General features: G+C 47.6%; 23 protein-coding genes and 1 tRNA gene. 20 read left to right on the top strand and 4 right to left on the bottom strand.

Annotated elements, in window-relative coordinates:
- Positions 1-13 precede the first annotated feature (13 nt).
- Both MED92_RS18285 and MED92_RS00085 read right to left on the bottom strand, forming a co-directional pair.
- Entirely contained in the window at positions 14-985 is a 972-nt protein-coding gene (locus MED92_RS18285) for a GGDEF domain-containing protein (protein ID WP_007019410.1), read from the bottom strand.
- Between the two features lie 162 nt (positions 986-1,147).
- Positions 1,148-2,275: a GNAT family N-acetyltransferase gene (locus MED92_RS00085; protein ID WP_007019411.1), complete on the bottom strand. Its 1,128-nt coding sequence runs from the start codon at positions 2,273-2,275 to the stop codon at positions 1,148-1,150.
- 94 nt (positions 2,276-2,369) lie between these two features.
- Between MED92_RS00085 and MED92_RS00090 the strand changes: the two genes are divergently transcribed.
- The 18 genes from MED92_RS00090 to nadA all read left to right on the top strand — a co-directional run bounded on the left by MED92_RS00090 (position 2,370) and on the right by nadA (position 16,575).
- A complete protein-coding gene (locus tag MED92_RS00090; protein WP_007019412.1) occupies positions 2,370-2,816 on the top strand; it encodes an HIT domain-containing protein in 447 nt (148 codons plus the stop codon).
- A 157-nt stretch (positions 2,817-2,973) separates the two neighbouring features.
- The gene (locus tag MED92_RS00095; RefSeq protein WP_007019413.1) at positions 2,974-3,204 is read left to right on the top strand and encodes an FmdB family zinc ribbon protein; all 231 of its coding nucleotides are present in this window, start codon (positions 2,974-2,976) and stop codon (positions 3,202-3,204) included.
- 62 nt (positions 3,205-3,266) lie between these two features.
- Complete coding sequence (aspS, locus tag MED92_RS00100) at positions 3,267-5,027, top strand: aspartate--tRNA ligase (RefSeq protein ID WP_007019414.1); 1,761 nt, start codon at positions 3,267-3,269, stop codon at positions 5,025-5,027.
- 94 nt (positions 5,028-5,121) lie between these two features.
- Positions 5,122-5,862: a YebC/PmpR family DNA-binding transcriptional regulator gene (locus MED92_RS00105; RefSeq protein WP_007019415.1), complete on the top strand. Its 741-nt coding sequence runs from the start codon at positions 5,122-5,124 to the stop codon at positions 5,860-5,862.
- A 122-nt stretch (positions 5,863-5,984) separates the two neighbouring features.
- A complete protein-coding gene (ruvC, locus tag MED92_RS00110) occupies positions 5,985-6,503 on the top strand; it encodes a crossover junction endodeoxyribonuclease RuvC (protein WP_007019416.1) in 519 nt (172 codons plus the stop codon).
- A gap of 16 nt (positions 6,504-6,519) precedes the next feature.
- On the top strand, positions 6,520-7,188 hold the full coding sequence (locus MED92_RS00115) for a trimeric intracellular cation channel family protein (protein WP_007019417.1): 669 nt from the start codon (positions 6,520-6,522) through the stop codon (positions 7,186-7,188).
- Entirely contained in the window at positions 7,185-7,817 is a 633-nt protein-coding gene (gene ruvA / locus MED92_RS00120; protein ID WP_007019418.1) for a Holliday junction branch migration protein RuvA, read from the top strand. Before MED92_RS00115 ends, ruvA begins: the two co-directional genes overlap by 4 nt.
- Positions 7,818-7,826: 9 nt before the next feature.
- Complete coding sequence (gene ruvB, locus MED92_RS00125; RefSeq protein WP_007019419.1) at positions 7,827-8,840, top strand: Holliday junction branch migration DNA helicase RuvB; 1,014 nt, start codon at positions 7,827-7,829, stop codon at positions 8,838-8,840.
- 114 nt (positions 8,841-8,954) lie between these two features.
- A complete protein-coding gene (locus MED92_RS00130; protein ID WP_007019420.1) occupies positions 8,955-9,326 on the top strand; it encodes a TraR/DksA family transcriptional regulator in 372 nt (123 codons plus the stop codon).
- A gap of 199 nt (positions 9,327-9,525) precedes the next feature.
- A complete protein-coding gene (tolQ, locus tag MED92_RS00135; protein WP_007019421.1) occupies positions 9,526-10,206 on the top strand; it encodes a protein TolQ in 681 nt (226 codons plus the stop codon).
- Positions 10,207-10,221: 15 nt separating this feature from the next.
- The gene (gene tolR / locus MED92_RS00140; protein ID WP_007019422.1) at positions 10,222-10,638 is read left to right on the top strand and encodes a protein TolR; all 417 of its coding nucleotides are present in this window, start codon (positions 10,222-10,224) and stop codon (positions 10,636-10,638) included.
- A 9-nt stretch (positions 10,639-10,647) separates the two neighbouring features.
- Complete coding sequence (gene tolA, locus MED92_RS00145) at positions 10,648-11,538, top strand: cell envelope integrity protein TolA (RefSeq protein ID WP_007019423.1); 891 nt, start codon at positions 10,648-10,650, stop codon at positions 11,536-11,538.
- Positions 11,539-11,590: 52 nt separating this feature from the next.
- Entirely contained in the window at positions 11,591-12,901 is a 1,311-nt protein-coding gene (tolB, locus tag MED92_RS00150; RefSeq protein WP_007019424.1) for a Tol-Pal system beta propeller repeat protein TolB, read from the top strand.
- A gap of 95 nt (positions 12,902-12,996) precedes the next feature.
- Positions 12,997-13,512 carry a peptidoglycan-associated lipoprotein Pal gene (pal, locus tag MED92_RS00155; RefSeq protein WP_007019425.1) on the top strand — a complete coding sequence of 172 codons (516 nt, stop codon included), beginning with the start codon at positions 12,997-12,999 and terminating at the stop codon, positions 13,510-13,512.
- A 3-nt stretch (positions 13,513-13,515) separates the two neighbouring features.
- Positions 13,516-14,310, top strand: coding sequence for a tol-pal system protein YbgF (gene ybgF, locus MED92_RS00160; protein ID WP_007019426.1), 795 nt, complete (start codon positions 13,516-13,518; stop codon positions 14,308-14,310).
- 16 nt (positions 14,311-14,326) lie between these two features.
- Positions 14,327-15,010, top strand: coding sequence for a 7-cyano-7-deazaguanine synthase QueC (gene queC / locus MED92_RS00165; protein ID WP_007019427.1), 684 nt, complete (start codon positions 14,327-14,329; stop codon positions 15,008-15,010).
- A gap of 48 nt (positions 15,011-15,058) precedes the next feature.
- A tRNA-Lys gene (locus MED92_RS00170) sits at positions 15,059-15,134 on the top strand.
- A gap of 388 nt (positions 15,135-15,522) precedes the next feature.
- Positions 15,523-16,575, top strand: coding sequence for a quinolinate synthase NadA (gene nadA / locus MED92_RS00180; protein ID WP_007019429.1), 1,053 nt, complete (start codon positions 15,523-15,525; stop codon positions 16,573-16,575).
- 35 nt (positions 16,576-16,610) lie between these two features.
- Here the strand turns inward: nadA and MED92_RS00185 are convergent, their stop codons facing one another.
- Positions 16,611-18,047, bottom strand: a complete 1,437-nt coding sequence (locus MED92_RS00185) for a M48 family metalloprotease (protein WP_007019430.1) — start codon at positions 18,045-18,047, stop codon at positions 16,611-16,613.
- Between the two features lie 281 nt (positions 18,048-18,328).
- On the opposite strand from MED92_RS00185, the gene MED92_RS00190 reads away from it, so the two are divergent.
- Together MED92_RS00190 and MED92_RS00195 are read left to right on the top strand one after the other, a co-directional pair.
- Complete coding sequence (locus MED92_RS00190; RefSeq protein ID WP_007019431.1) at positions 18,329-18,565, top strand: sulfurtransferase TusA family protein; 237 nt, start codon at positions 18,329-18,331, stop codon at positions 18,563-18,565.
- Between the two features lie 11 nt (positions 18,566-18,576).
- A complete protein-coding gene (locus MED92_RS00195; RefSeq protein ID WP_007019432.1) occupies positions 18,577-19,668 on the top strand; it encodes an AI-2E family transporter in 1,092 nt (363 codons plus the stop codon).
- Positions 19,669-19,693: 25 nt separating this feature from the next.
- Here the strand turns inward: MED92_RS00195 and hrpB are convergent, their stop codons facing one another.
- The gene (gene hrpB, locus MED92_RS00200; RefSeq protein ID WP_007019433.1) at positions 19,694-22,222 is read right to left on the bottom strand and encodes an ATP-dependent helicase HrpB; all 2,529 of its coding nucleotides are present in this window, start codon (positions 22,220-22,222) and stop codon (positions 19,694-19,696) included.
- Positions 22,223-22,229 lie beyond the last annotated feature (7 nt).

A 22,229-nucleotide genomic window follows, 5' to 3' on the forward strand; every position in this document is an offset into this window, starting at 1 on the left:
TACGGATCGATGCTTAAAATAGCTCAATGTCGTCTTCGTGGACCCTGACCTGGCTGTCCATATCCTCAAAATTAACGATCATATTTCGGCCATTGTGTTTCGCGTGATACAAGGCTCTGTCTGCATGCTCAAACAGTAGAAGGGGCGGGGTGACTGGATCTACCTGCGTATAACCAATGCTGACAGTCACTTTGCCGGAAGGGAAATCATAGTCTTGCACCGCTTGATGAAAGCGTTCCAGAATCTGCTGGGCTTCCTCTGGGTTTGCATTATTTACGATCGCAACGAATTCTTCGCCTCCGTAGCGAAAAAGAAAATCGGTGTGCCGGAAGGATTTCTTTAGCAGATCCGCAAAGTGAAGGAGAACTTCATCACCGTAAAGATGACCGAAGGTGTCATTTATCTTCTTGAAATGGTCAATATCGAGTACCACCATCCACGATGGCTTAATAGGGTTTAGCTTGTTATTGCGGTGAAAAGTCACCACATCATTCAGCGTAAATTCCATTGTCTGGCGATTAGGTAACCCAGTCAGGTTATCGCGCTCTTTGGAATCGAGTAGTGATACCTGATTAGCATAGATCCCATACACGCCTTCAACCAAAATAAGATCAGAAGATGAAACCTTTCCCCGAATCAGGATGATTCGGCGCGGTAACACATCTTTGGTAATATCCAGGAGGATGTAGTCGTCGCCTTTAAATTTGAAGCAGGTGACCCCGCCTTTGCTCTTAGGTAGTGCTTTGAGCATCAAGTCACGGTTGCGGTCTGAGTAAGACTCATCGAGGGTCATTGGGAAGCGGCGTATGGATAGGCCTGTTTCAGAATTTGGGTCACCAAATATTTCGTAGGACACTGCTTCTGACACGCCCTCAAGCGAGCAGAAATAGTGCAGCACTGCATGGGTCAGGGAATTGTAGCTTTTGTGCGCAAGGAACTTTGCTGACAGCTCAAAAGCTTTTTTAATATGTTGGTCTGAACTCATATTCGCGGTACAAACTGGGCCATAGTCATATAGGGAAATGGTCAGCCTGACCGGTAAATAATCCTTTAACGATGAATCTATTATAGTTGAAGTAGTTTCGAATAGAAGATGAACGGTCGGTACATCGCCTCTTAAAGCCGATAATATTCGGTGCTCTGGCGTCTATTTCTTAAACGGAAGATATTCACGTAATTGTTGAAGTTGAAGATCTATCTCCTTTGATTCTTCTTCTACAAACTGTCTGATTGCCTGGTTAAACCCAACCTCTTTTACCCAATGGGCTGACCAGGTCTCTACAGGCTCAAATCCACGCTGGATCTTGTGCTCACCCTGAGCTCCGGAGTCAAAGCGTTGTAAATTATTGGCGATGCAATAATCAATACCCTGGTAATAACAGGTTTCGAAATGCAGGCTGTCATATTCATCAAAGCATCCCCAGTAGCGGCCGTAAAGGGTATTGCTATCTTTGAGTGACAGTGCGGCGGCAACCGGTTGTTGATCACTGTATGCCAGGATCAACAGAACATGCTCGGGCATGTCTTTAATCAGTTGTGTGAAAAACGCTTTATTTAGATAGGCTTCCCGGCCGCGTTTAAGGTAGGTCATTCGATAGAACTCGTAGAATATATCTATCTGCTCTTCTGAAATATGCTCACCTTCAAAGTGCTGGTGGGTTATGCCGTGGGCTTCGACCTTCTGACGCTCTTTCCTAACGCTTTTTCGTTTGCGGGAATTGAAGTGCTCAAGATAATGGGTAAAGGAGCGGTAACCTTTATTAAACCACTGGTACTGACAGCCTTTGCGTTTGAGTATGTGAGAGGCTGTGAAGCTGTCCTGTTCTGATTCTGTTGGGAACAGCAAGTGCCAGGAGTTGGCGCTTAATTTCTTACATAGCTGGGGCAGCATTCTTTCAATAACTTCTATCAGAGGCTTGGGATCTTGTTTGGTCAGAATCCTTGTCCCGCATACAGGGGAGTAGGGTATGGCGGAGACCAGTTTAGGGTAGTAATCCAGCCCGTAGCGGTTATATGCGTCAGCCCAGGCCCAGTCAAAAACGTATTCTCCATAAGAGTGATTTTTCAGATAAAGCGGCATTACTGCAATAGTTATACCGTTATCTTGAAACTGTAGATGGAGTGGTTGCCAGCCCGTTTTGGCTGACACGCTGCCGGATTCTTCAAGGGCATTGAGGAACGCGTACCTGCTGAATGGAAAGTCATCAGGACGGAGTTCATCCCAGACTGTCTCTCCTATTTCACTGATTTTATGGCTGAATTTTAGTTCCAGCATGTCGCGGCTTCCATCGAGTGTTGCTAAGCTAAAAGGAGTTAAGGGTCTTTTCTATTGTAATGACCCTGGCAGCTATACGTACAGGAGTATTGTAATGGATGAATTAGAGTTGGAATTTGAACTCCACCCGCAATTGGTTGCTGATTGTATTGTTTTAGGTGATTTTCCCGTCAGCAGGCTCTTGCTGCTCAATGATGCTAACTATCCGTGGTTTATTTTGGTGCCGAGAAGGGCTGGCGCAACTGAGATCTACCATCTCTCAGATGAGGATCAGTGCATCCTGATCAAAGAATCCTCTTTTCTGGCTTCGAATCTGGCGGATAGCTTCGCTGCCAGGAAAATGAATGTCGCATCGCTGGGCAATATGGTGCCGCAGCTCCATCTTCATCACATTGTTCGTTACGAGAATGATAAAGCATGGCCCGGCCCTGTGTGGGGTAAAGTGCCTGCGGTTCCCTATACCGAACAGCAGATCCACGATATCCGTCGCAAGCTTGAATCGCTAATGGCTGGTGAGCTGGATTTCGTTCCTGAAAACTAACCAATTAGTATTTTTCAAGCTTATTTCTCAGGAAATCTAAAACTATCTCATCTATTCAGGCCTCAATCTGTTTTGGGGCCTGTTTCCGCTTAATATTTCAGGTATAATCCGCCGTTTTCAAAGGTACTGACCTGTTCCGGGTCTAGGGTTATTTCGAATGCCAATCTTCGATTTTCAGTGTCAAAGCTGTGGTCATGAGTTTGAAAAGCTTGTGCTAAAGAGCGATTCGCCAGCACCCGCTTGTGTATCCTGCGCAAGTGATGATGTGACCAAACTAGTATCTGCGCCAGGGTTTAGACTTTCGGGCTCTGGTTGGTATGAAACTGATTTTAAGACCGGCAAGAAGAAAAATCTTGCAGGTGATTCTGGCTCCTCCTCAGCGAGCTAGGCTTATTATTTTATTTTGTTGAGTCCGCGATGCGGACAGATTAAGAACGGGAAAAGAAAATTATGCGCAGTCATTATTGCGGCGATCTCAGAAAAGAGCATATCGGCGAAGACATTACCCTGTGTGGTTGGGTACATCGTCGTCGTGACCACGGTGGTGTTATCTTCCTGGACGTGCGTGACCGTGAAGGTCTGGCACAGGTTGTATTTGATCCAGATCGTGAAGAGAGCTTCGCGCTGGCGGACAGCTGCCGTAATGAGTTTGTTGTAGAGATCAAAGGTACTGTGCGTAATCGTCCTGAAGGTACGGTTAATCCGGAAATGCCTACAGGTGAGATCGAAGTTCTTGGTAAAGAACTTGTGATCCTGAACAAGGCTGAAACGCCTCCGTTCCAGTTGGATGAGCATCAGAATGTAGGTGAAGAAGTTCGCCTGCGTCACCGCTACATTGACCTGCGTCGCCCTGAAATGCAGGAAAAAATGCGTTTCCGTTCTAAGGTAACAAACGCGATCCGTAACTACCTGGATGACAACGGCTTCCTGGATATCGAAACACCTATCCTGAACCGTGCGACACCAGAAGGTGCGCGTGATTATCTGGTTCCTAGTCGTGTTCACGAAGGTCAGTTCTTCGCGTTGCCACAGTCTCCACAGCTGTTTAAGCAGTTGCTGATGGTTTCTGGCTTTGATCGTTACTACCAGATTGCTAAATGTTTCCGTGACGAAGACCTGCGTGCTGACCGTCAGCCGGAATTTACTCAGATCGATATCGAAACTTCATTTATGGATGAAGAAGGTATCATGGCGCTGACTGAGAACATGATCCGCAAGTTGTTCCTGGAGATGAAAGACGTAGATCTTGGTGACTTCCCGCGTATGCCTTACTCTGAAGCTATGCAGCGTTACGGTTCCGATAAGCCGGATCTGCGCTACCCGATGGAGTTGGTAGATGTTGCGGATCTGATGGCTGAGATCGAGTTTAAAGTATTTGCCGGTCCTGCTAACGATCCAAAGAGCCGTGTAACTGCACTTAAAGTACCAGGTGGTGCTCAGCTGACACGTAAGAACATTGATGATTACACCAAGTTTGTAAGCATCTATGGCGCGAAGGGTCTGGCGTGGATCAAGGTTAATGAGATTGAAAACGGCGTAAATGGTCTGCAGTCACCAATCATCAAGTTCCTGGGTGATGATGTGACTATGGCGATCATGGAGCGTCTGGGTGCTGAGAATGGAGATATCGTTTTCTTCGGCGCTGACAAAGCTAAGATCGTATCTGAAGCGCTGGGTGCGTTACGTATTAAGGTTGGTGAAGATCTTAACATGGCGCAGTGCGAGTGGGCTCCGCTGTGGGTTGTTGACTTCCCGATGTTCGAAGAGACTGATGCAGGCCTGACTGCATTGCATCACCCATTCACAGCGCCTAGCTGCACAGCAGATGAGCTGAAAGCTAACCCGCTGGAAGCGCTGTCTCGTGCATACGATATGGTTCTGAACGGTTGTGAGCTGGGCGGTGGTTCTGTCCGTATTCACGATCAGGAGATGCAGGCTAAGGTTCTTGAGATCCTGGGTATCTCTGATGAGGAAGCTGAAGACAAGTTTGGTTTCCTGTTGAACGCGCTGCAGTTCGGTGCGCCACCGCACGGTGGTCTGGCATTTGGTCTTGATCGTTTGATCATGCTGATGACAGGTACTGAATCTATCCGTGAAGTGATTGCATTCCCGAAAACACAGAGCGCATCGTGCATGATGACTGAAGCGCCGGGTGAAGTAAGTGCTGCTCAGCTGCGCGAATTGAACATTAAGCTGCGTAAAACGCCTTAATTTCAAACCTGCTTCTATAACTCGAAAAAGCTGCCTAAGGGCAGCTTTTTTTGTTTATATAGGATAATCATCAGCGAACGAAGGAGTAGGCGCTATGGCAGGTCATTCCAAATGGGCCAATATCAAGCATCGGAAAGCAGCCCAGGATGCTAAACGAGGCAAGATTTTTACTAAGCTAATCCGCGAACTGGTTGTCTCTGCTAAAGAGGGTGGCGGAAATCCCGATGACAACCCTCGCTTACGTGCGGCTGTCGATAAGGCGTTGGGTGCGAATATGAAGCGCGACACTATCGATAAAGCGATTCAGCGCGGCGCGGGTGGCGGTGAAGATGAGCATTATGATGAGTTGACCTATGAGGGGTATGGCTCTAATGGTGCGGCTATTCTCGTTGAGTGTATGACTGATAATGTGAACCGGACGGTTGCTGCGGTACGTGCTGCCTTCAATAAATATAACGGCAACCTTGGAACCAGTGGTTCTGTTGCTTATCTATTTGATAAGAAGGGTCAGATTACTTTTGCTGATGACGTTGATGAAGAGTCAATCATGGATGCTGCACTTGAGCTGGGTGCCGAGGATGTAGTGGCTAATGAGGATGGCTCAATTGATGTGTTTTCAGACTGGCATGATTTCCTCGATGTGAAACAGGGCTTATTAGACGCGGGTTTTGAACCGGTGCATGCAGAAGTGGCGATGATACCAACAACGACTGTTGAATTAGACGTCGATACCGGGCGTAAGGTAATGAAGCTTATCGATGTGCTGGATGATCTGGATGATTCGCAGAATGTCTACCACAATGCAGTCATCCCTGAAGAGGCGATGGACCTGTAAAACTGTTGAGTGCTTAATCTGGCCGGGACCTGTGTTCCGGCTTTTTGTTGGTGAGAAATTCCTTTGTAAACCAGGGTGACTGCTGTATGCTTGCCTGTATAAATAACCAGTAGATTTGTTTGATGCTGATATTAGGAATTGACCCGGGCTCGCGAATCACCGGTTACGGAGTGATTAACTGTGTGGGCAATAAAAATGAGTATGTTGCCAGCGGTTGTATCCGTATCAAAGGTGATGAGTTACCGGAACGTTTACAGCAGGTATATGCGGGTGTGTCTGAAGTGATTGAGCGTTATTGCCCGCAAGAATTTGCGATTGAGCAGGTTTTTATGGCACGCAACGCTGATTCGGCTTTGAAGCTGGGGCAGGCGCGTGGTGTTGCTATTGTGGCGGGTACAAATGCTGAGTTGCCGGTATACGAGTACGCAGCTCGAAAGGTGAAACAATCGGTTGTTGGTAAGGGCTCGGCTGATAAGGCACAGGTTCAGCATATGGTTGCGCATATACTGAAGTTGCCGGGGTTGCCTCAGGCGGATGCGGCAGATGCGCTGGCTATCGCGCTTTGTCATGCCCATACCCGTAATAGTCTGATCAAAACAGCAGGTACAATGTCCTCTCGAAACGCTAGTTGGCGCCGCTAAGTATGAGAGCTTTAACATGACTGATCTAAGTTATGCCCAGTTTATCTATATTGCCGACCTGATAGGTGTGGCGGTATTTGCTACCGCGGGAGCGTTGGCAGCTCAGGGGAAGCGCCTTGATATTCTGGGTGTAGTCGTTTTGGCAATTGTTACGGCATTGGGTGGTGGAACTATCCGCGATATTACTCTGGATATCCATCCGGTAGTATGGATTGCTGATACCTCCTATTTGTGGACAGCGATCATCTCTGCAGTCGTTGCTTTTGTTGTTTGTCGTTATATCCAGTATCCGAGACGTACGTTATTGGTACTCGATGCCATGGGATTGGCACTGTTTGCTGTGCTGGGTGCTGAAAAGGCATTGGCGTTGGAGCTTCCGCCACTAATCGTTGTCATGATGTCTGTTATCACTGGATGTGCCGGAGGGATGATTCGAGACATCATCACTGGGCAGATTCCATTGATTCTGCAAAGGGATGGTGAGCTCTATGCAACCTGTGCATTGGGTGGCGCGATTTTCTATATCGTTTTCAAAGAATATATGCCGGGCGAAGTGGTTGCGCTTAGCTCTATGATGATCATATTTGTGTTGCGTATGGCGGCTATGTTTGCTGATCTGCGCTTGCCTGAGTTTATTGTTACCGGGCATAAACTGGAAAAAATAAAGAAGGATAAAAATCAGTGATTGGTCGATTAAAAGGTGAATTAATTGAAAAGCAGCCGCCTCAGTTAGTGATCGATGTGCAGGGTGTTGGTTATGAAGTTGAAGCTTCGATGAACACTTTTTATCGTTTGCCTGAATTGGGCTCGACACTCACGCTTTTTACCCACTTTGTTGTACGCGAAGATGCGCAGTTGCTTTATGGTTTTTATGATAAAGAGGAGCGTTCGCTGTTTCGTACGCTGATTAAAGCCAATGGCGTAGGGCCTAAATTGGCGATCACGATTTTATCTGGTATCTCTACCTCTGAATTCGTTCGTTGTGTGAATGATGGTGACACCGCATCGCTGATTAAATTGCCTGGTGTGGGTAAGAAAACTGCCGAGCGCCTGATTGTTGAGATGAAAGACAAGATTAAAGCCCTGGGGCTTGAAACGTCTGGAGATTTCGAGCTATCGGCGGCTGATGGACCGGATATGGCATCCTTCGAGCCTCAGGCTGACAATCGCGCTGAGGCTGAAAGTGCGTTGGTTGCTTTGGGTTATAAGCCTGTACAGGCAACTAAGGCGATTGAGCAGGTATTCAAGACACTGGGCAGCAGTGCAAGTAGTGAAGAGCTAATTCGCCACGCGCTGCGTTCAATGGTCGGCTAAGGAAAAGTTATGATAGAAGCAGATCGTTTCATTTCGCCGTTAAGTAATCCAGTTGAGGAGGCTCAAGATCGCGCTATACGACCTAAAAGCCTTGAGGATTATGTTGGTCAGCCGGTTGTGCGCGAGCAGATGGAGATTTTCATCCAGGCCGCTAAAATGCGTTCCGAGGCGCTGGATCATACCCTGATCTTTGGCCCACCTGGGCTGGGTAAAACAACGTTGGCAAATATTATTGCTAACGAAATGGGTTCTGAAATAAAGACTACCTCCGGTCCAGTTCTGGAAAAAGCAGGTGATCTGGCTGCATTGCTAACAAACCTTGAACCGAACGATGTTCTTTTTATCGATGAGATTCATCGTCTCAGTCCTAATGTTGAAGAGGTGCTCTATCCGGCAATGGAGGATTACCAGCTGGATATTATGATCGGAGAGGGGCCGGCTGCACGTTCTATTAAGCTGGAACTTCCGCCATTCACTTTGGTTGGAGCGACAACTCGAGCGGGTTTGCTGACTTCGCCGTTACGCGACCGTTTCGGTATTGTGCAGCGTCTGGAGTTCTACAACGTTGATGATCTAACGAGCATTGTTTCTCGCTCTGCCAATCTTTCTGGAACAGGGATTGATGATCAGGGAGCACGTGAAGTGGCAAAGCGCTCCCGGGGAACACCGCGAATTGCTAATAGGTTGTTACGTCGTGCACGCGACTATGCCGAGGTGAAAGGGGATGGTGTGATTAACAATGAGATAGCGGATAAAGCATTGAATATGCTTAATGTTGATCATCATGGTTTTGATCACCTTGACCGTCGTATGCTTCTGACCATGATCGAGAAATTTGCCGGAGGCCCGGTTGGGGTAGAGAGTCTGGCAGCGGCTATCAGTGAAGAGCGTGATACGATTGAAGACGTGCTGGAGCCCTACTTGATTCAGCAGGGGTTTGTTATGCGTACGCCGCGTGGGCGTGTTGTAACAGACCATGCCTACAAGCATTTTGGCATCGCCAAACCCGACTCAGATCAATAAACCACAAAGAAAATAGGTTTTTTGTGCTCTTCTGATCTTAATCAAAGGGTATTCGCTGAAAGCCCGTCTAATATGCCTGTATAAAAATATATAACTATCAACAGGTAAACCACGATGGTCAGTTTAAATCTCAGCGAAATCGCTGCTTTCAAAGCAGAGCTTAAAGATCTGCTTGAGCAGTTAAGAGCTGAAGCAGGAGAGGAATACTCCGAGCAAACTAAACAGCAGGATCTTCATGTTCATGATTCTGGCGAGGAAGCCGAAGCTGTAGTCGATCTGATGATGCATGTTGAGAATTTGGCGCGTCATGACGAAGAGATTGCTGATTGTCTTGCTGCGTTGAAACGAATTGACGAAGGGGATTTTGGTTTTTGTCTGGATTGTGGTGAGGAGATTGAGTTGAGCCGGCTTAGGGCTTGTCCAACTGCATCACGATGTATCCGTTGTCAGTCGGTTTTGGAAGCTGAAGTTCGCAAAACTGCATGAAGTTTTTCAGTGGCTGACTAAGGCGCTTTCCCTATCTAAAAAACCAGCGATATCGCTGGTTTTTTTATTGTATTAATTGCTGTCCCTGCTATTGTTGTCCCTTCGTTAAATTATCTGAAAAATGACTGAACTTCCTACTCTTAACGCGATCATAAAGCCGGAAGTTTGTGTCCAATAATTGAGTTAGAGGGAAACTGCTGTGGCAGATAAGATGTCGATCTGGAGTCTGGTTGCTAACGCCAGTGTGGTTGTTCAACTAGTGATGTTAATGCTATTGATGGCTTCAGTGATTTCCTGGGTTATGATCTTCCAGCGCCAGGCTGTGTTGAGCAGTGCGCGTAAATCGTTACGTAATTTCGAAGATCGTTTCTGGTCAGGGGTTGATCTTGGACAGTTGTTCCGAGAGATTAACCACGAACCTAATTCTGATTGCGGCGCAGAGAACATCTTCCGTGCGGGAATTAAAGAGTATACACGTCTGACTCAGCAGCCGGGCTATGATCCTGATTCTGTGATGGATGGTATCCAGCGTAGTATGCGTGTTGCGTTAGCACGTGAAGAAGACAAGCTAGAGCGCCACCTGCCTTTCCTTGCTACGGTTGGTTCAACCAGCCCATATATTGGCCTGTTTGGGACCGTGTGGGGAATCATGAATTCCTTCCGTGGCCTGGCCAATGTGCATCAGGCAACTCTGGCTTCTGTGGCTCCTGGTATTTCTGAGGCGTTGATCGCAACCGCCATCGGTCTTTTTGCTGCAATTCCTGCCGTTATCGCCTACAACCGTTATTCTGCGCAAGTGGAATACCTGCTGGGTAATTACGAAACCTTTGCAGATGAATTTTCATCTATTTTGCATCGCCGTATGCACGCATCTCACTAATAGGGTGGGTTGATCGTGATTAGACGACACAAAAAGAAACGTAAGTTAAACGCTGATATTAACGTCGTTCCCTATATCGATGTAATGATGGTGCTGTTGGTCATATTTATGATCACTGCGCCCATGCTGACGCAGGGCGTGAATGTTGAATTGCCCAAAGCTTCCGCAGAACCTGTTGATGATGCAGATAACGAGCCTCTGGTGGTGACAGTGAACGCAGAGGGGCAATATTTTATTGATGTGGGCGGTGATCCTAAAGAACCTGTAAGTGCTGAGGTTATTGAGGAGCGTGTTGCAAAAGTTCTGGGAAGTAATCCCAAGAAAATGCTGCTTGTTCGCGGGGATAAAAACGTTAATTACGACAAAGTCGTTCAACTGATGGTGCTGCTCCAGCAAGCGGGTGCGCCAAGTGTTGGATTGGTTACTGAGTAGTAGGTCATAGTGTTGCGAGCAGGAAGTTACCTCATACCAACTATTCTGGCGGTTGCCCTACATGCAGTTGTGATTGCACTGTTGGCGCAGAGCTGGTTTGAACATGATGACCCGGTTCGTAAAGTGCCGCGCCATGTCCAGGCGCAAGTTGTAGATATGAAATCGGCTAAAGCTCAGAAAAAAGCTGAGGCTGAAGCCAAAGCGCGAAAAAAAGCGGATCAACAACGTCGTGCGGATGCTGAAAAGAAACGCAAGGCCGATGAAAAACGTAAGCAGGATCTAGCGAAGAAAAAGGCTGCTGAAAAGAAACGCCAGCAAGAGATTGCTAAGAAGAAGGCTGCTGAAGAGAAAAAGAAAGCAGCAGATAAGAAGCGTCAGCAGGAAATTGCTAAGAAGAAAGCTGAGCAAGCACGTATAAAGAAAGCCGAGGCTGAAAAGAAACGTAAGGCTGAAGCGGCTAAGAAAGCGGCTGAAGCCAAAAAGAAACAGGAAGCTGCCCGTAAGGCTGCTGCCGAAAAAGCGGCACGTGAAGAGGCCGCTCGTCAGGCTCAGAATGAAGCCCTGCAGGAAGAGGCGGCAATAAGGGCAGAGGAAGAGCGTGCTTCAGCCATGAGCTATGAGGCTTACATTGTCGACCAGATCACCCGTAACTGGCGACGATCTCCTTCAGCGCGTAATGGTATGGTGGTTGAGGTGACCGTTCATCTGCTGCCTTCTGGTCGTGTTAATGATCGTTATGTGACAAAGTCCAGTGGTGACTCGCGTTTTGATAATGATGCGTTGCGTGCGATAGATCGGGTTCAGGTTTTTGAAAAGCTACAGGAGATGGATCCGGTAGTGTTTGACAGGTATTTCAGGAAGCGGATATTCCGCTTCAGGCCTGAAGATTTGCGTAACTGATATTAGGTATTCTATAGCTGGGTATTATCACCAGTTATATAGGGAGATACGTGTGAAGAATATTGTTGTTTTTCTGGTTGCTTTATATAGCACGATGTTTGCTGTTAATAGCTTCGCGTCCGACGGTGATCTGGCAATAGAGATTACAAAAGGGGTTGATGAGCCTACCCCGGTCGCAGTGGTGCCTTTCTCCTGGGATGGTAGTTCTGCTTTACCCGAAGATATTGCCCGTATCGTAAGTGCTGACCTGGGACGTACCGGTCTGTTTGCGATGATGGAGCGTAAGAATATGCTCAGTTTCCCAGCGCGAAGAGATCAGGTCTTCTTCCGTGACTGGCGGGTAAGCAATACCGAATTTTTGGTTATTGGTCGTCAACAGCCCGCTGCTAATGGCGAGTTGGTTGTTGAATTTGAGCTCTACGATGTTCTAAAAGAGCAGCCGCTATTAGCAGAGCGTGTTACCGGTCGTCGTGACAATATGCGCGGTATTGCGCACTATATTTCTGACATGATCTACGAAAAACTGACCGGAATTCGTGGTGCGTTCTCGACTCGCATTGTTTATGTCACTGCACATGCATTTGGCGAAGGTAAAGTTCGCTACCGTTTGAAAATGGCTGATGCAGATGGCGCTCGTCCGATTACAATTCGAGAGCAGAGCGAGCCTATTATGTCGCCAACCTGGTCACGAGATGCGACGAAATTGGCCTATGTTTCATTCGAAACAGGTAAGCCGCGTATCTATATACAGCACTTAGCTACTGGGAAGCGAGAGCGTTTGCCGTCTTTCCGTGGTTTGAACGGTGCACCGGCGTGGTCCCCAGATGGTACGAAGCTGGCGCTGGTTCTGTCGAAAGATGGCAACCCGGAAATATACATTCAGGATCTGCGTTCGCCGCGTTTGATTCGTGTGACTCATCATTACGGAATTGATACCGAACCAACCTGGTCACCGGATGGGCAATCCCTGATCTTTACATCTGACCGTGGGGGGCAGCCGCAGATTTACCGTATCCACCTGCCGACTCGTCAATTAGAGCGAATTACCTATGAAGGTAATTACAATTCACGTGGTCGATTAACCCTGGATGGGCGTTTCCTGGCGATGGTGCACCGAGGCAATGATAATGTGTTCCGTATCGCGGTTCAGGATCTGAAGACAGGGCGCCTGGATGTGCTAACGGATACTTTCCTGGATGAATCTCCAACCATTGCTCCCAATGGCAGTATTATTCTATATGCAACTCAGAAAGGGGTTAAAGGTGTTCTGGGTGGTGTAACACTAGATGGCAACGTCAGATTCATTTTGCCATCAGCAAGTGGTGATGTAAGGGAACCTGCGTGGAGTCCCTACTTGCAATAATTCTTTATAGACATTAACTTATGTTCAGTTTTTGGCATGGCGGCTTTAACTAAATATTATGATTGCTGATTAGCAGCAAATAACAGGAGTGATCAATGCGAGCTTCCAACGTAACTAAAGCGGTTGCACTAGCTCTATCCGTAGCATGGGTAGCAGGTTGTTCTACAGGTGGTAGCAACACTGAAGGTGGCGCAAACACAGGTACTGATACTGGTACTACACAGGGTGTAGGTCAGGGTAACGGTGTTAGCGGTTCTTCAATGTCTGATGTTGCAAACCTACAGACAGTTTTCTACTTTGACTTCGATAAGTCTGTAGTTAAAGCTGCTGGTTTTGCAGATCTGGAAAAGCACGCGGCTTATCTGTCAGCGAACCCATCTGCACAGGTTGTTCTTGAGGGCCACGCTGATGAGCGCGGTACTCGTGAATACAACATCGCACTGGGTGAGCGTCGTGCTAAAGCTGTAGCGCGTTTCCTACAGGTGAACGGTGCATCTGGTTCACAGATCGAAACAGTGAGTTTCGGTGAAGAGAAGCCAGCCGTACTGGGTCACAGCGAAGCAAGCTGGAGCCAGAACCGTCGCGTGGAACTGAAGTACGTAACTCGATAATTTATGTTGTCTAAGAAGACCGTACTGACTTCAACATTAGCGCTGGTTATCAGCGCTAATGTTGTTGCTGAAGAAGTCCCTGTGATCGATTTGGGTGGTGGAACTGTACCTTCACAGGTTACAAATGCGCCGCAACAAGTTTATACAGCGTCTAAAAACAGCGAACTGATGATGATTGTCCTGCAGTTGCAGGATGAGGTGCGTGCCCTGCGTGGGCAGATTGAGCAGCAGGATCATCGAATTAAGCAGATGGAACGTCAGCAGTTGGATCGTTACCGTGATCTGGATCGACGTATCTCGTCTGTACAACAGAGTGGTGTGGCACCTTCAACCGTTGCTACAACATCCTCAGTAAGTGCTTCGGCCGCGCAGCCTTCAACAGGCTTCCAGCCACCCAAGCCAGAAATGGTTCAGCCTGATGCTGCACCTAGCGATGCAAAAGCCTATCGCGAAGCATTTGGTTTGGTGAGAGAGCGCAACTATCCTAAGGCAATCGAAGCCTTCACTAATTTCATCAAGGACTATCCGCAAAGTGCACGACTAGCCAATGCACATTACTGGTTAGGTGAGATCTATCTTGCCGAACAGAAACCAGAGCTTGCGCGAGAATCTTTTGTTCAGGTTATCACTAACTTTGCAGATCATCGCAAAGCCCCTGATGCGGCCTATAAGCTGGGTATTGTCTATGATCAGCTTGGCGATAAGGCTAAATCAGTTGAATACCTGGATATGGTGATTAATAAATACCCTGACTCTTCTGCTGTTCGTTTAGCGAAAGAGTTTAAACGCTTGCAATAACTCTTTGGTAAATCTCATGAATACATCTGCTGGTAAAAAGGCAGTCGTGTTGCTATCTGGTGGTCTGGATTCGGCAACAGCTTTAGCTATGGCTGCTGATCGCGGCTATGACTGCTACGTTCTTAGTTTTGATTATGGTCAGCGTTCGTTGACTGAACTGAATGCGGCTAAGGAGATTGCCAAGCAGTTAAATGCCAGGGAGCATAGGGTTATACGCCTGCATCTTGAAGATTTTGGCGGATCTGCGCTGACAGATCACAGTATCGACGTACCTGAAGAGGAAACGGATGATATTCCGGTTACTTACGTTCCAGCACGTAATACAGTATTCCTGTCTCTTGCGTTAGGCTGGGCCGAAGTGCTTGAAGCAGATTCCATTTTTATCGGTGTAAACGCTGTTGATTACTCTGGCTACCCTGATTGCCGCCCTGAGTATATTGCTGCTTTTGAGACGATGGCTAATCTGGCAACTAAACGTGGTGTTAATGGCGATCCGATCAAAATCGAGACGCCACTGATCGACCTGACCAAGGAAGCGATTATTCAGGAAGGCACGCGTTTGGGAGTTGATTACGGGTTAACAGTTTCCTGTTATCAGGCGGACGACTCCGGTCGTGCATGTGGTAATTGCGACAGTTGTCGCCTGCGTGCTCTAGGTTTCACGGATGCTGGTTTGGAAGATCCAACCCGCTATCAATAAAAGCTTGCATTACAGAAACGGGTGCGTAAAATACGCGCTCTCTGTGACGGGTCGTTAGCTCAGTCGGTAGAGCAGTTGGCTTTTAACCAATTGGTCATAGGTTCGAATCCTATACGACCCACCACTTTAAAAACTCCAGCCTCGGCTGGTTTTTTTATGCCTGAAAGTCTGTCGAACCCAGCCGAAGTCTGTCGAACCCAGCCGAAGTCAGTCGAAGTCAGCCGAAGTCAGCCGAAGTCAGCCGAACCCAGCCGAACCCAGCCGAACCCAGCCGAACCCAGCCGAACCCAGCCGAACCCAGCCGAACCCAGCCGAACCCAGCCGAACCCAGCCGAACCCAGCCGAACCCAGCCGAACCCAGCCGAACCCAGCCGAAGTTGACTGGTCCTAGCTGACCCTCTCCCCATTTATGCTATAATGCGCCCCCTTCAACATCTGTGACACTTCAGATGACTGTGCTGCTCGGGTGAGAGAGCGGTGTTAGATGTAGAACATATGAGTATAGAGATCACATGCTGAGCCAACAGGATATTTCGGATCGCATCCTTATTCAGGAGCACTTTGCTAAAGAACATCTTCCGCTTGATATGACCATTGAGCAGGTCGAAGAGCATCGTCAGAAGATTAAACAGCTTCTTAAAGAGAAGGATGCCTGCCTGGTCGCGCATTACTACACTGACCCTGTGCTTCAGCAGCTTGCTGATGAAACAGGCGGCTGTGTCTCTGATTCCCTTGAAATGGCTCGCTTTGGTAACGCGCATGAAGCGAGTACGCTAGTCGTAGCCGGTGTTAAGTTTATGGGTGAGACAGCGAAGATACTGACACCTGAGAAAAAAGTGGTGATGCCGACTATAGAGGCAACATGTTCTCTGGATATCGGTTGTCCAATCGATGAGTTTTCTGCTTTCTGTGACGCGCATCCTGATCATGAAGTGGTTGTGTATGCGAATACATCGGCTGCTGTTAAAGCACGCGCTGACTGGGTGGTGACCTCGAGCATCGCGCTTCAGGTTGTAGAGCATCTTGCCGATCAGGGCAAGAAAGTGATTTGGGCGCCTGATAAGCACCTGGGTACTTATGTTCAGCGCCAGACAGGCATTGAAATGCTGATGTGGGATGGTGCTTGTATTGTTCATGAAGAGTTTAAAGCGAAGGGTATTCTTGATCTTAAAAAGGTTTATCCTGAAGCGGCTGTGTTAGTACACCCTGAATCCCCAGACGCTGTTGTTGAATTGGCTGATGCAGTGGGTTCAACTACTCAGATTATCAATGCAGCACGTGACCTGCCGAATGAGCAGTTCATCGTAGCGACTGACAAGGCGATCTTCTACAAGATGCAGCAGGCTGCGCCGGGTAAGCAATTCATTGAGGCGCCTACAGGTGGCTCAGGAGCGACTTGCCGTAGTTGTGCGCATTGCCCGTGGATGGCAATGAATGGACTTGAGAGCGTGCTACACGCCCTTGAAACCGGCAAAGATGAAATCTTTGTAGATGAAGAGCTGATTGTTGATGCCAGAAAGCCATTGCAGCGAATGCTGGATTTCTCTGCCAGTCTTAAAGGTTAATAAAAACGCCCGCTTGTAAGCGGGCTTTTTTTGTATCAGAAATCGAGATTTAGGGATTCCCTGACTTGTTTTGCATCCTCTCGGCGTTGCTCAAATTTGGCTCTTTCTGCAGTGCTTAAGCTTTCGTCTTTAAGTGCAAACTCAATTTGCCGGAGGGCGCGATCAACATTGGCTGTTAATAGAAAGTATTCGATTCTGGCTTCATGAACGCCAACAATATTTCCCTCAAGCCCATAGGATTCAGCTAAAAGATACCAAGCCCGGCTATCGTTAGGATTCCGTTCAACTAGATCTTCATAAACCTGCGACGCTTTGGATGGCTGCTCCATTTTCAGCAGAGCATCGGCATAAGTGAAGCTTACAGCATGATTGCCAGGGTAAACTTGCATCAACTTGCTCAGGGTTTTAACCGCAGAGCTGTAGTTCATTTGAGCCATTGCAATCTCAGCTTTTAGAAGCCTGACGCTGAGTCGTTTAGAAAAATCTTTGCTAATCGTCTTAAGGGTGGTTTCCGCTAATTCGAACTGTTTGTCTTTCATCGCCGCATAGCTAATTGCGTATTTAACTACATCTGAATTTCGTTTCTTCTGAATGGAATCCAATTCAGCGAGAAGTTGTTTCAGATCTTTTGCGTAATTAGCCTGAATTCGAGCTCTGGCAATATTGAAGTCAATACTATCTAACTTCCTTGTTCCGCCCTTATAGCCTGCTGCTCGACTCTGGGAATCAGATATACGTGACTGAGTGACAGGGTGGGTGAGAAGAAATTCCGGTGGCACACGGCTAAATCGGGCTTGTTTTTGTAACTGTAAAAACATATTTCCCATTGCGTTCGGAGAATAGCCCGCACTGGTCAGTGTTTGCATACCAATATAATCCGCCTCTCTTTCGTTTTGGCGGCTGAAGGCGAGTTTATTTGCGGTAGCAGCGCCAAATGAGGAGTGTAGGCCAACCACACCCGCTTCAGGGTCGGCCGCTGCTAACAGAATACTGCCCAGTATTGAGGCAATAAAAAGAGGGCGGTTGCGTCGGTCCTCTTCTAGTTGAGCCGCAAAATGCCTTTGGCTTAGATGGGCAAGTTCGTGAGCAAGTACGGAGGCAAGCTGGGCTTCATTCTGTGCAGTTAATAGAAGCCCCGTGTGTACACCAATGATACCGCCAGGCGCAGCAAACGCATTTACGGTGGGATTATCCAGTACGAGGATTTCCAGGCGCTTGTCGAGCAACTGACTATGCGTCACCAGGCTCCATGTCAGGTCTTCAACATATTGGCTTACCAGTGCATCTTTATAAAGTCTGCTGCTTCCTCGAAGCATGCGTACCCAGGCACGTCCCAGGTTGTGTTCTTGCTGTAGCGTAAGAACACTATAGCCCGTGCCGCCAATATCAGGCAGTTGAGATTCTGCTTTTAGGGCTGAAGATGAAGAGCCCATAAGCAAGGTAATTAAAAAGGCTGATAACAAACCGCGCATATATTTTTCCAAACCTGATTCTAGGTCTTTGCGAACACTATAAGCTATTTGGGGGCAAAGTATGAAAGATCAAAGAGTTAAGATAGGTAAACCAGTAAAAAGTTCATCATTCAAAGCCACAATTTTGCTCGAAATATTTGAAAACAGGTCTTCATAATAGTCCTTGTTAGACGGATAGATAATCGAATTTGTTTTTATTCAATGAGTTAATGCTACATGTGGCAGAATTGTTTATAGTGATGTGCAATTTTGAATCGATAATTATAAAACTGAACTCATAGATGACTGATCAAGTGTACGACGAATTACTGGATGCTTCGGGGCTGAATTGCCCATTACCTTTGTTAAAAGCAAAACAGGCGCTGAATAAGCTTGAGCCTGGGAAAGTGCTGAAAGTTTTAGCAACTGATAATGGTTCTATAAGGGACTTCAAAGCTTACACTGATCAATCGGCTCATGAGCTCATTGACTCTCAGACAGAACAGGAGCCTTACAGCTACCTGATTAAACGAGGCTAATCTGAACCTTTATGCGCCAGATATTAAGTAAGTGGATTGAGCGTTATTTCTCAGATGAAGAAGCCTTGCTGCTCTTTGTTCTGTTAGGCGCTTCACTCATCGTTATTCTGACTTTAGGTCAGGCTCTTGCGCCGGTTTTTGCGGGGATCATTCTGGCCTTTCTGATGCAGGGCGGAGTTAATAGGTTAAGACAGCTTAATGTTCCGCATCTTCTATCGGTCATTTTAGTCTTTTTGGCGTTTGTCGGTGGTCTTGGGGCACTGTTGCTGATCGTTATGCCTTTGGCCTGGAAACAGTCGGTTAATTTATTTAATGAGCTGCCTGGTATTATGTCGGAAATCCAGTCAGTTCTGTTGTTGTTACCAGAACGCTATCCTGGCTTCATTTCTGAAGAGCGGGTCTTAGAGCTTATCAACCTTGCGGCGGCTGAGTTATCGCAGATGGGGCAATGGGTTGTGACTTTTTCCCTTAATTCGATTACCAGCATTATTGCTCTGCTAATTTATCTGGTTCTGGTGCCTATTTTAGTGTTTTTCTTCCTGAAAGATGGTTCATCTCTGACGCGTTGGTGGGTTTCATTTCTTCCGGAAAAGCGCGACATGATGACTCAGGTTTGGCACGAAATGGATGATCAGATCGCAAATTACATACGCGGTAAGGTTATTGAGATCATTGTGGTGGGTTCGGTAACCTACATTACGTTTATTTTCCTGGGTATTAACTATGCGGCGCTTCTGGGTATTCTGGTGGGCCTGTCGGTTCTAATTCCCTATATTGGTGCGGCACTTGTGACTCTGCCAGTGGCTCTGATTGGTTTCTTCCAGTGGGGGTGGAGCAGTGAATTTATGTACCTGATGATTGCGTACGGTATTATTCAGGCGCTAGATGGGAACGTATTGGTACCGTTGCTGTTCTCGGAAGCTGTTAATCTTCATCCCGTGGCAATTATTGTGGCAGTGCTGGTGTTTGGTGGTCTTTGGGGCTTTTGGGGTGTTTTCTTTGCGATACCTCTTGCGACATTGTTTAAAGCCATTCTCAGTGCATGGCCTAAAGCTAAGCAGCAGCCCATGATAGAAGCTGAAGCAGTCGCTGAAGCTGAGTAAGGAACTGGTAGATTAAAAACGGCGCTTAGGCGCCGTTTTTATTTAGATGGCGTTTCGTTTTCGCCGTTGGCTGAAATGTCATCGGATCATCCGGCCATGGGTGCTTGGGATAACGCCCTTTCATATCTTTCTGTACTTCTTTGTAGCCATTTTCCCAAAAGCTCACTAAATCTTGTGTCACCTGAAGCGGGCGTTGTGCGGGTGAAAGCAGGTGAAGCTGGAGGGAAACGCCATTAGCAATGGTTGGAGTCTCATCACAACCAAACATCTCCTGAAGTTTTACGGCCAGAATCGGAGGGTAGGTGGCGTAATCTATCCGTTTTTTAGATCCTGAAGGGACCTGGTATTTTTCCGGCGCAAGTTGCTCCATGGCCTGAGGCAGTGGCCAGGGCAGAAGAGCCAGAAGAATACTCTTCAGGTCGAGGCGTTTGAGATGGTTGATATGGGAAACATCGGTTAGGTATGGCCCCAGCCATGATTGAATATTATCAACCAGCCACTGATCGCTAAGGTCAGGCCATTGATTAGCGCTATTGTCATGTTGGTACAGGAATACGACGCGTTGCTGCCAGTCTCGTAGCTCATCTGACCAAGGCAGTATATGAAGCCCGCGCTTTTGAATTTGCTGGCAGATAGCACTGATGATCGCTTCCCTCGAAGGTGAGTCCAAAGGGGTTCGCTCCAGGACAAGCTTGCCAATACAGGTCTGTTGTTCAGCGACCAGTCGATCAGTTTGTTTGTCCCAATCGATCATCTCTGCTTCAGTGATCAGGTCGGGAATGAATCGAGCAAGCAGTGTTTCGTCCAAAGCCGCTGCAAGAGTTATGGTATCACTACTTTCCCCATGCCTTCCTTGTAGATTGGCAACCGTCAACCATGGGTGCCTTGCCAAACGATCCTGCTCCCGGAAAGATGCGCTTCTTCCGTTGCTGAGTTGATATTGGCTCAGTTTTTCTGGCTTACGATGGGCTATTCGGTCTGGGTATGCGAGAGCCAGTAAAAGACCGGCCTGGTATCTGCTGTCGATCGAATTCGGTAAAGAGAGGTTAGCGCAGGGCAGCGAATCGCAAATCCTGATCAGTTGTTTTCGCTGCGTATCCAATCTGTACCATGCGCCCTTATTGTGTTGTGGCGTGGTTTCTAACCAGTCCAGGCGCTCTTCAATGTCGCTTTGATTAGTCTTTAACGGATCTCGTTCCATTAAGAGGGCGGCAATAGCGGCAGCCTTTTTCTCCAGACCGAGCTCTTTTGCTTTTATCATCATGTGGCTTAAGCGAGGATGCAGTGGGAATTGAGCCATCTGCTCTCCGTGGCTTGTCGCAGCCCCTTTTTCATCGATCGCCTCTAATGACTTGAGAAGTTCAATTGCCTGGTTATAAGCGCCTTTCGGTGGAGCATCGATCCAGGCTAAAGAATTGGGATCGGGTATGCCCCAGCAACAGAGCTGAAGCGCCAGCGAAGTAAGATCTGCTTGAAGTATTTCGGGCTGAGAAAAGGCAACGAGTTGCTCTTGCTGGGATTCACTCCATAAACGGTAACAAGTCCCGGGGCCCAATCTTCCTGCTCGACCAGCCCTCTGTACGCTGGATGCCTTAGAAATTTTACAGGTGTGTAAGCGTGTCATTGCGGTTGTAGGGTCGTAGCGAGCTTCGCGCTCTAGCCCTGCATCTACAACAGCAGAAATCCCCTGAATGGTAAGGCTGGTTTCGGCAATATTGGTGGCGAGCACAATTTTACGTTGACCCTTTGGTGCGGGTTCGATTGCCATCTGTTGTTGTTCCAGCTTCAGATCACCATAAAGGGGAGTAATGATGACCTTCTCTTGCTGCGGAAGAGTCCTTTCTTCTAATAACTCAGCGGTCTTTCTAATCTCTCGTTGGCCGGGTAAAAAACAGAGTATGCTACCTTCCTGTTCGAGCAGGGCTTGTTCTATAGCTTTGACTGTTTTGGTCTCTATCCACTCATTTTGCTGAGGAGCACCGGTATAAACTTCTTTAACGGGGTAACTGCGGCCGAGGCTTTTTATGATAGGAGCGTTACCTAGTAGATCTGAAATGGCTTCCCCATCCAGCGTTGCTGACATGATAAGTAGCTTTAGAGGATCGTCTTCACGAAAAATTGCTCGGGCTTCCAGTGTGAGGGCCAGACCCAGCTCTGCATCCATATTTCTTTCATGGAATTCATCGAAGATGACTAAGCCATAACCTTCAAGGCTAGGATCACTTTGAAGCATGCGTACCAGAATGCCTTCAGTCACAATCTCAATTCTGGTTTTACCGCTGACTTTAGTATCTAGTCGAACTCTGTATCCGACAGTGTCGCCAACAGCCTCGCCTAACATTGAGGCCATGCGAGCTGCTGCAGTTTTAGCTGCAATACGGCGCGGCTCCAGCATCAGCATTTTTTGGTCATTTAACCAGTTAGCGTCTTTCAGTGATAAAGGCACCTGGGTGGTTTTGCCGGCACCTGGAGGTGCTTCAAGCACAGCCTGGTCATGATTTATTAGAGCTTCTAGCAGTTCAGGGAGAGCTGATTCAATGGGTAGCGTTGTCATATAGGTC

The organism is Neptuniibacter caesariensis, assembly GCF_000153345.1.
In the GTDB taxonomy this organism is placed as follows: domain Bacteria; phylum Pseudomonadota; class Gammaproteobacteria; order Pseudomonadales; family Balneatricaceae; genus Neptuniibacter; species Neptuniibacter caesariensis.

Bases quoted from the DNA above. Each gene is read 5' to 3' on its own strand.
- MED92_RS00115 (WP_007019417.1), top strand. From the start codon at position 6,520: ATGACTGATCTAAGTTATGCCCAGTTTATCTATATTGCCGACCTGATA.
- MED92_RS00085 (WP_007019411.1), bottom strand. From the start codon at position 2,275: ATGCTGGAACTAAAATTCAGCCATAAAATCAGTGAAATAGGAGAGACA.
- MED92_RS00195 (WP_007019432.1), top strand. From the start codon at position 18,577: ATGCGCCAGATATTAAGTAAGTGGATTGAGCGTTATTTCTCAGATGAA.
- MED92_RS00105 (WP_007019415.1), top strand. From the start codon at position 5,122: ATGGCAGGTCATTCCAAATGGGCCAATATCAAGCATCGGAAAGCAGCC.
- MED92_RS00130 (WP_007019420.1), top strand. From the start codon at position 8,955: ATGGTCAGTTTAAATCTCAGCGAAATCGCTGCTTTCAAAGCAGAGCTT.
- ruvC (WP_007019416.1), top strand. From the start codon at position 5,985: ATGCTGATATTAGGAATTGACCCGGGCTCGCGAATCACCGGTTACGGA.
- ybgF (WP_007019426.1), top strand. From the start codon at position 13,516: ATGTTGTCTAAGAAGACCGTACTGACTTCAACATTAGCGCTGGTTATC.
- pal (WP_007019425.1), top strand. From the start codon at position 12,997: ATGCGAGCTTCCAACGTAACTAAAGCGGTTGCACTAGCTCTATCCGTA.
- hrpB (WP_007019433.1), bottom strand. From the start codon at position 22,222: ATGACAACGCTACCCATTGAATCAGCTCTCCCTGAACTGCTAGAAGCT.
- nadA (WP_007019429.1), top strand. From the start codon at position 15,523: ATGCTGAGCCAACAGGATATTTCGGATCGCATCCTTATTCAGGAGCAC.
- aspS (WP_007019414.1), top strand. From the start codon at position 3,267: ATGCGCAGTCATTATTGCGGCGATCTCAGAAAAGAGCATATCGGCGAA.
- MED92_RS00090 (WP_007019412.1), top strand. From the start codon at position 2,370: ATGGATGAATTAGAGTTGGAATTTGAACTCCACCCGCAATTGGTTGCT.
- queC (WP_007019427.1), top strand. From the start codon at position 14,327: ATGAATACATCTGCTGGTAAAAAGGCAGTCGTGTTGCTATCTGGTGGT.
- MED92_RS18285 (WP_007019410.1), bottom strand. From the start codon at position 985: ATGAGTTCAGACCAACATATTAAAAAAGCTTTTGAGCTGTCAGCAAAG.
- MED92_RS00095 (WP_007019413.1), top strand. From the start codon at position 2,974: ATGCCAATCTTCGATTTTCAGTGTCAAAGCTGTGGTCATGAGTTTGAA.
- ruvB (WP_007019419.1), top strand. From the start codon at position 7,827: ATGATAGAAGCAGATCGTTTCATTTCGCCGTTAAGTAATCCAGTTGAG.
- MED92_RS00190 (WP_007019431.1), top strand. From the start codon at position 18,329: ATGACTGATCAAGTGTACGACGAATTACTGGATGCTTCGGGGCTGAAT.
- MED92_RS00185 (WP_007019430.1), bottom strand. From the start codon at position 18,047: ATGCGCGGTTTGTTATCAGCCTTTTTAATTACCTTGCTTATGGGCTCT.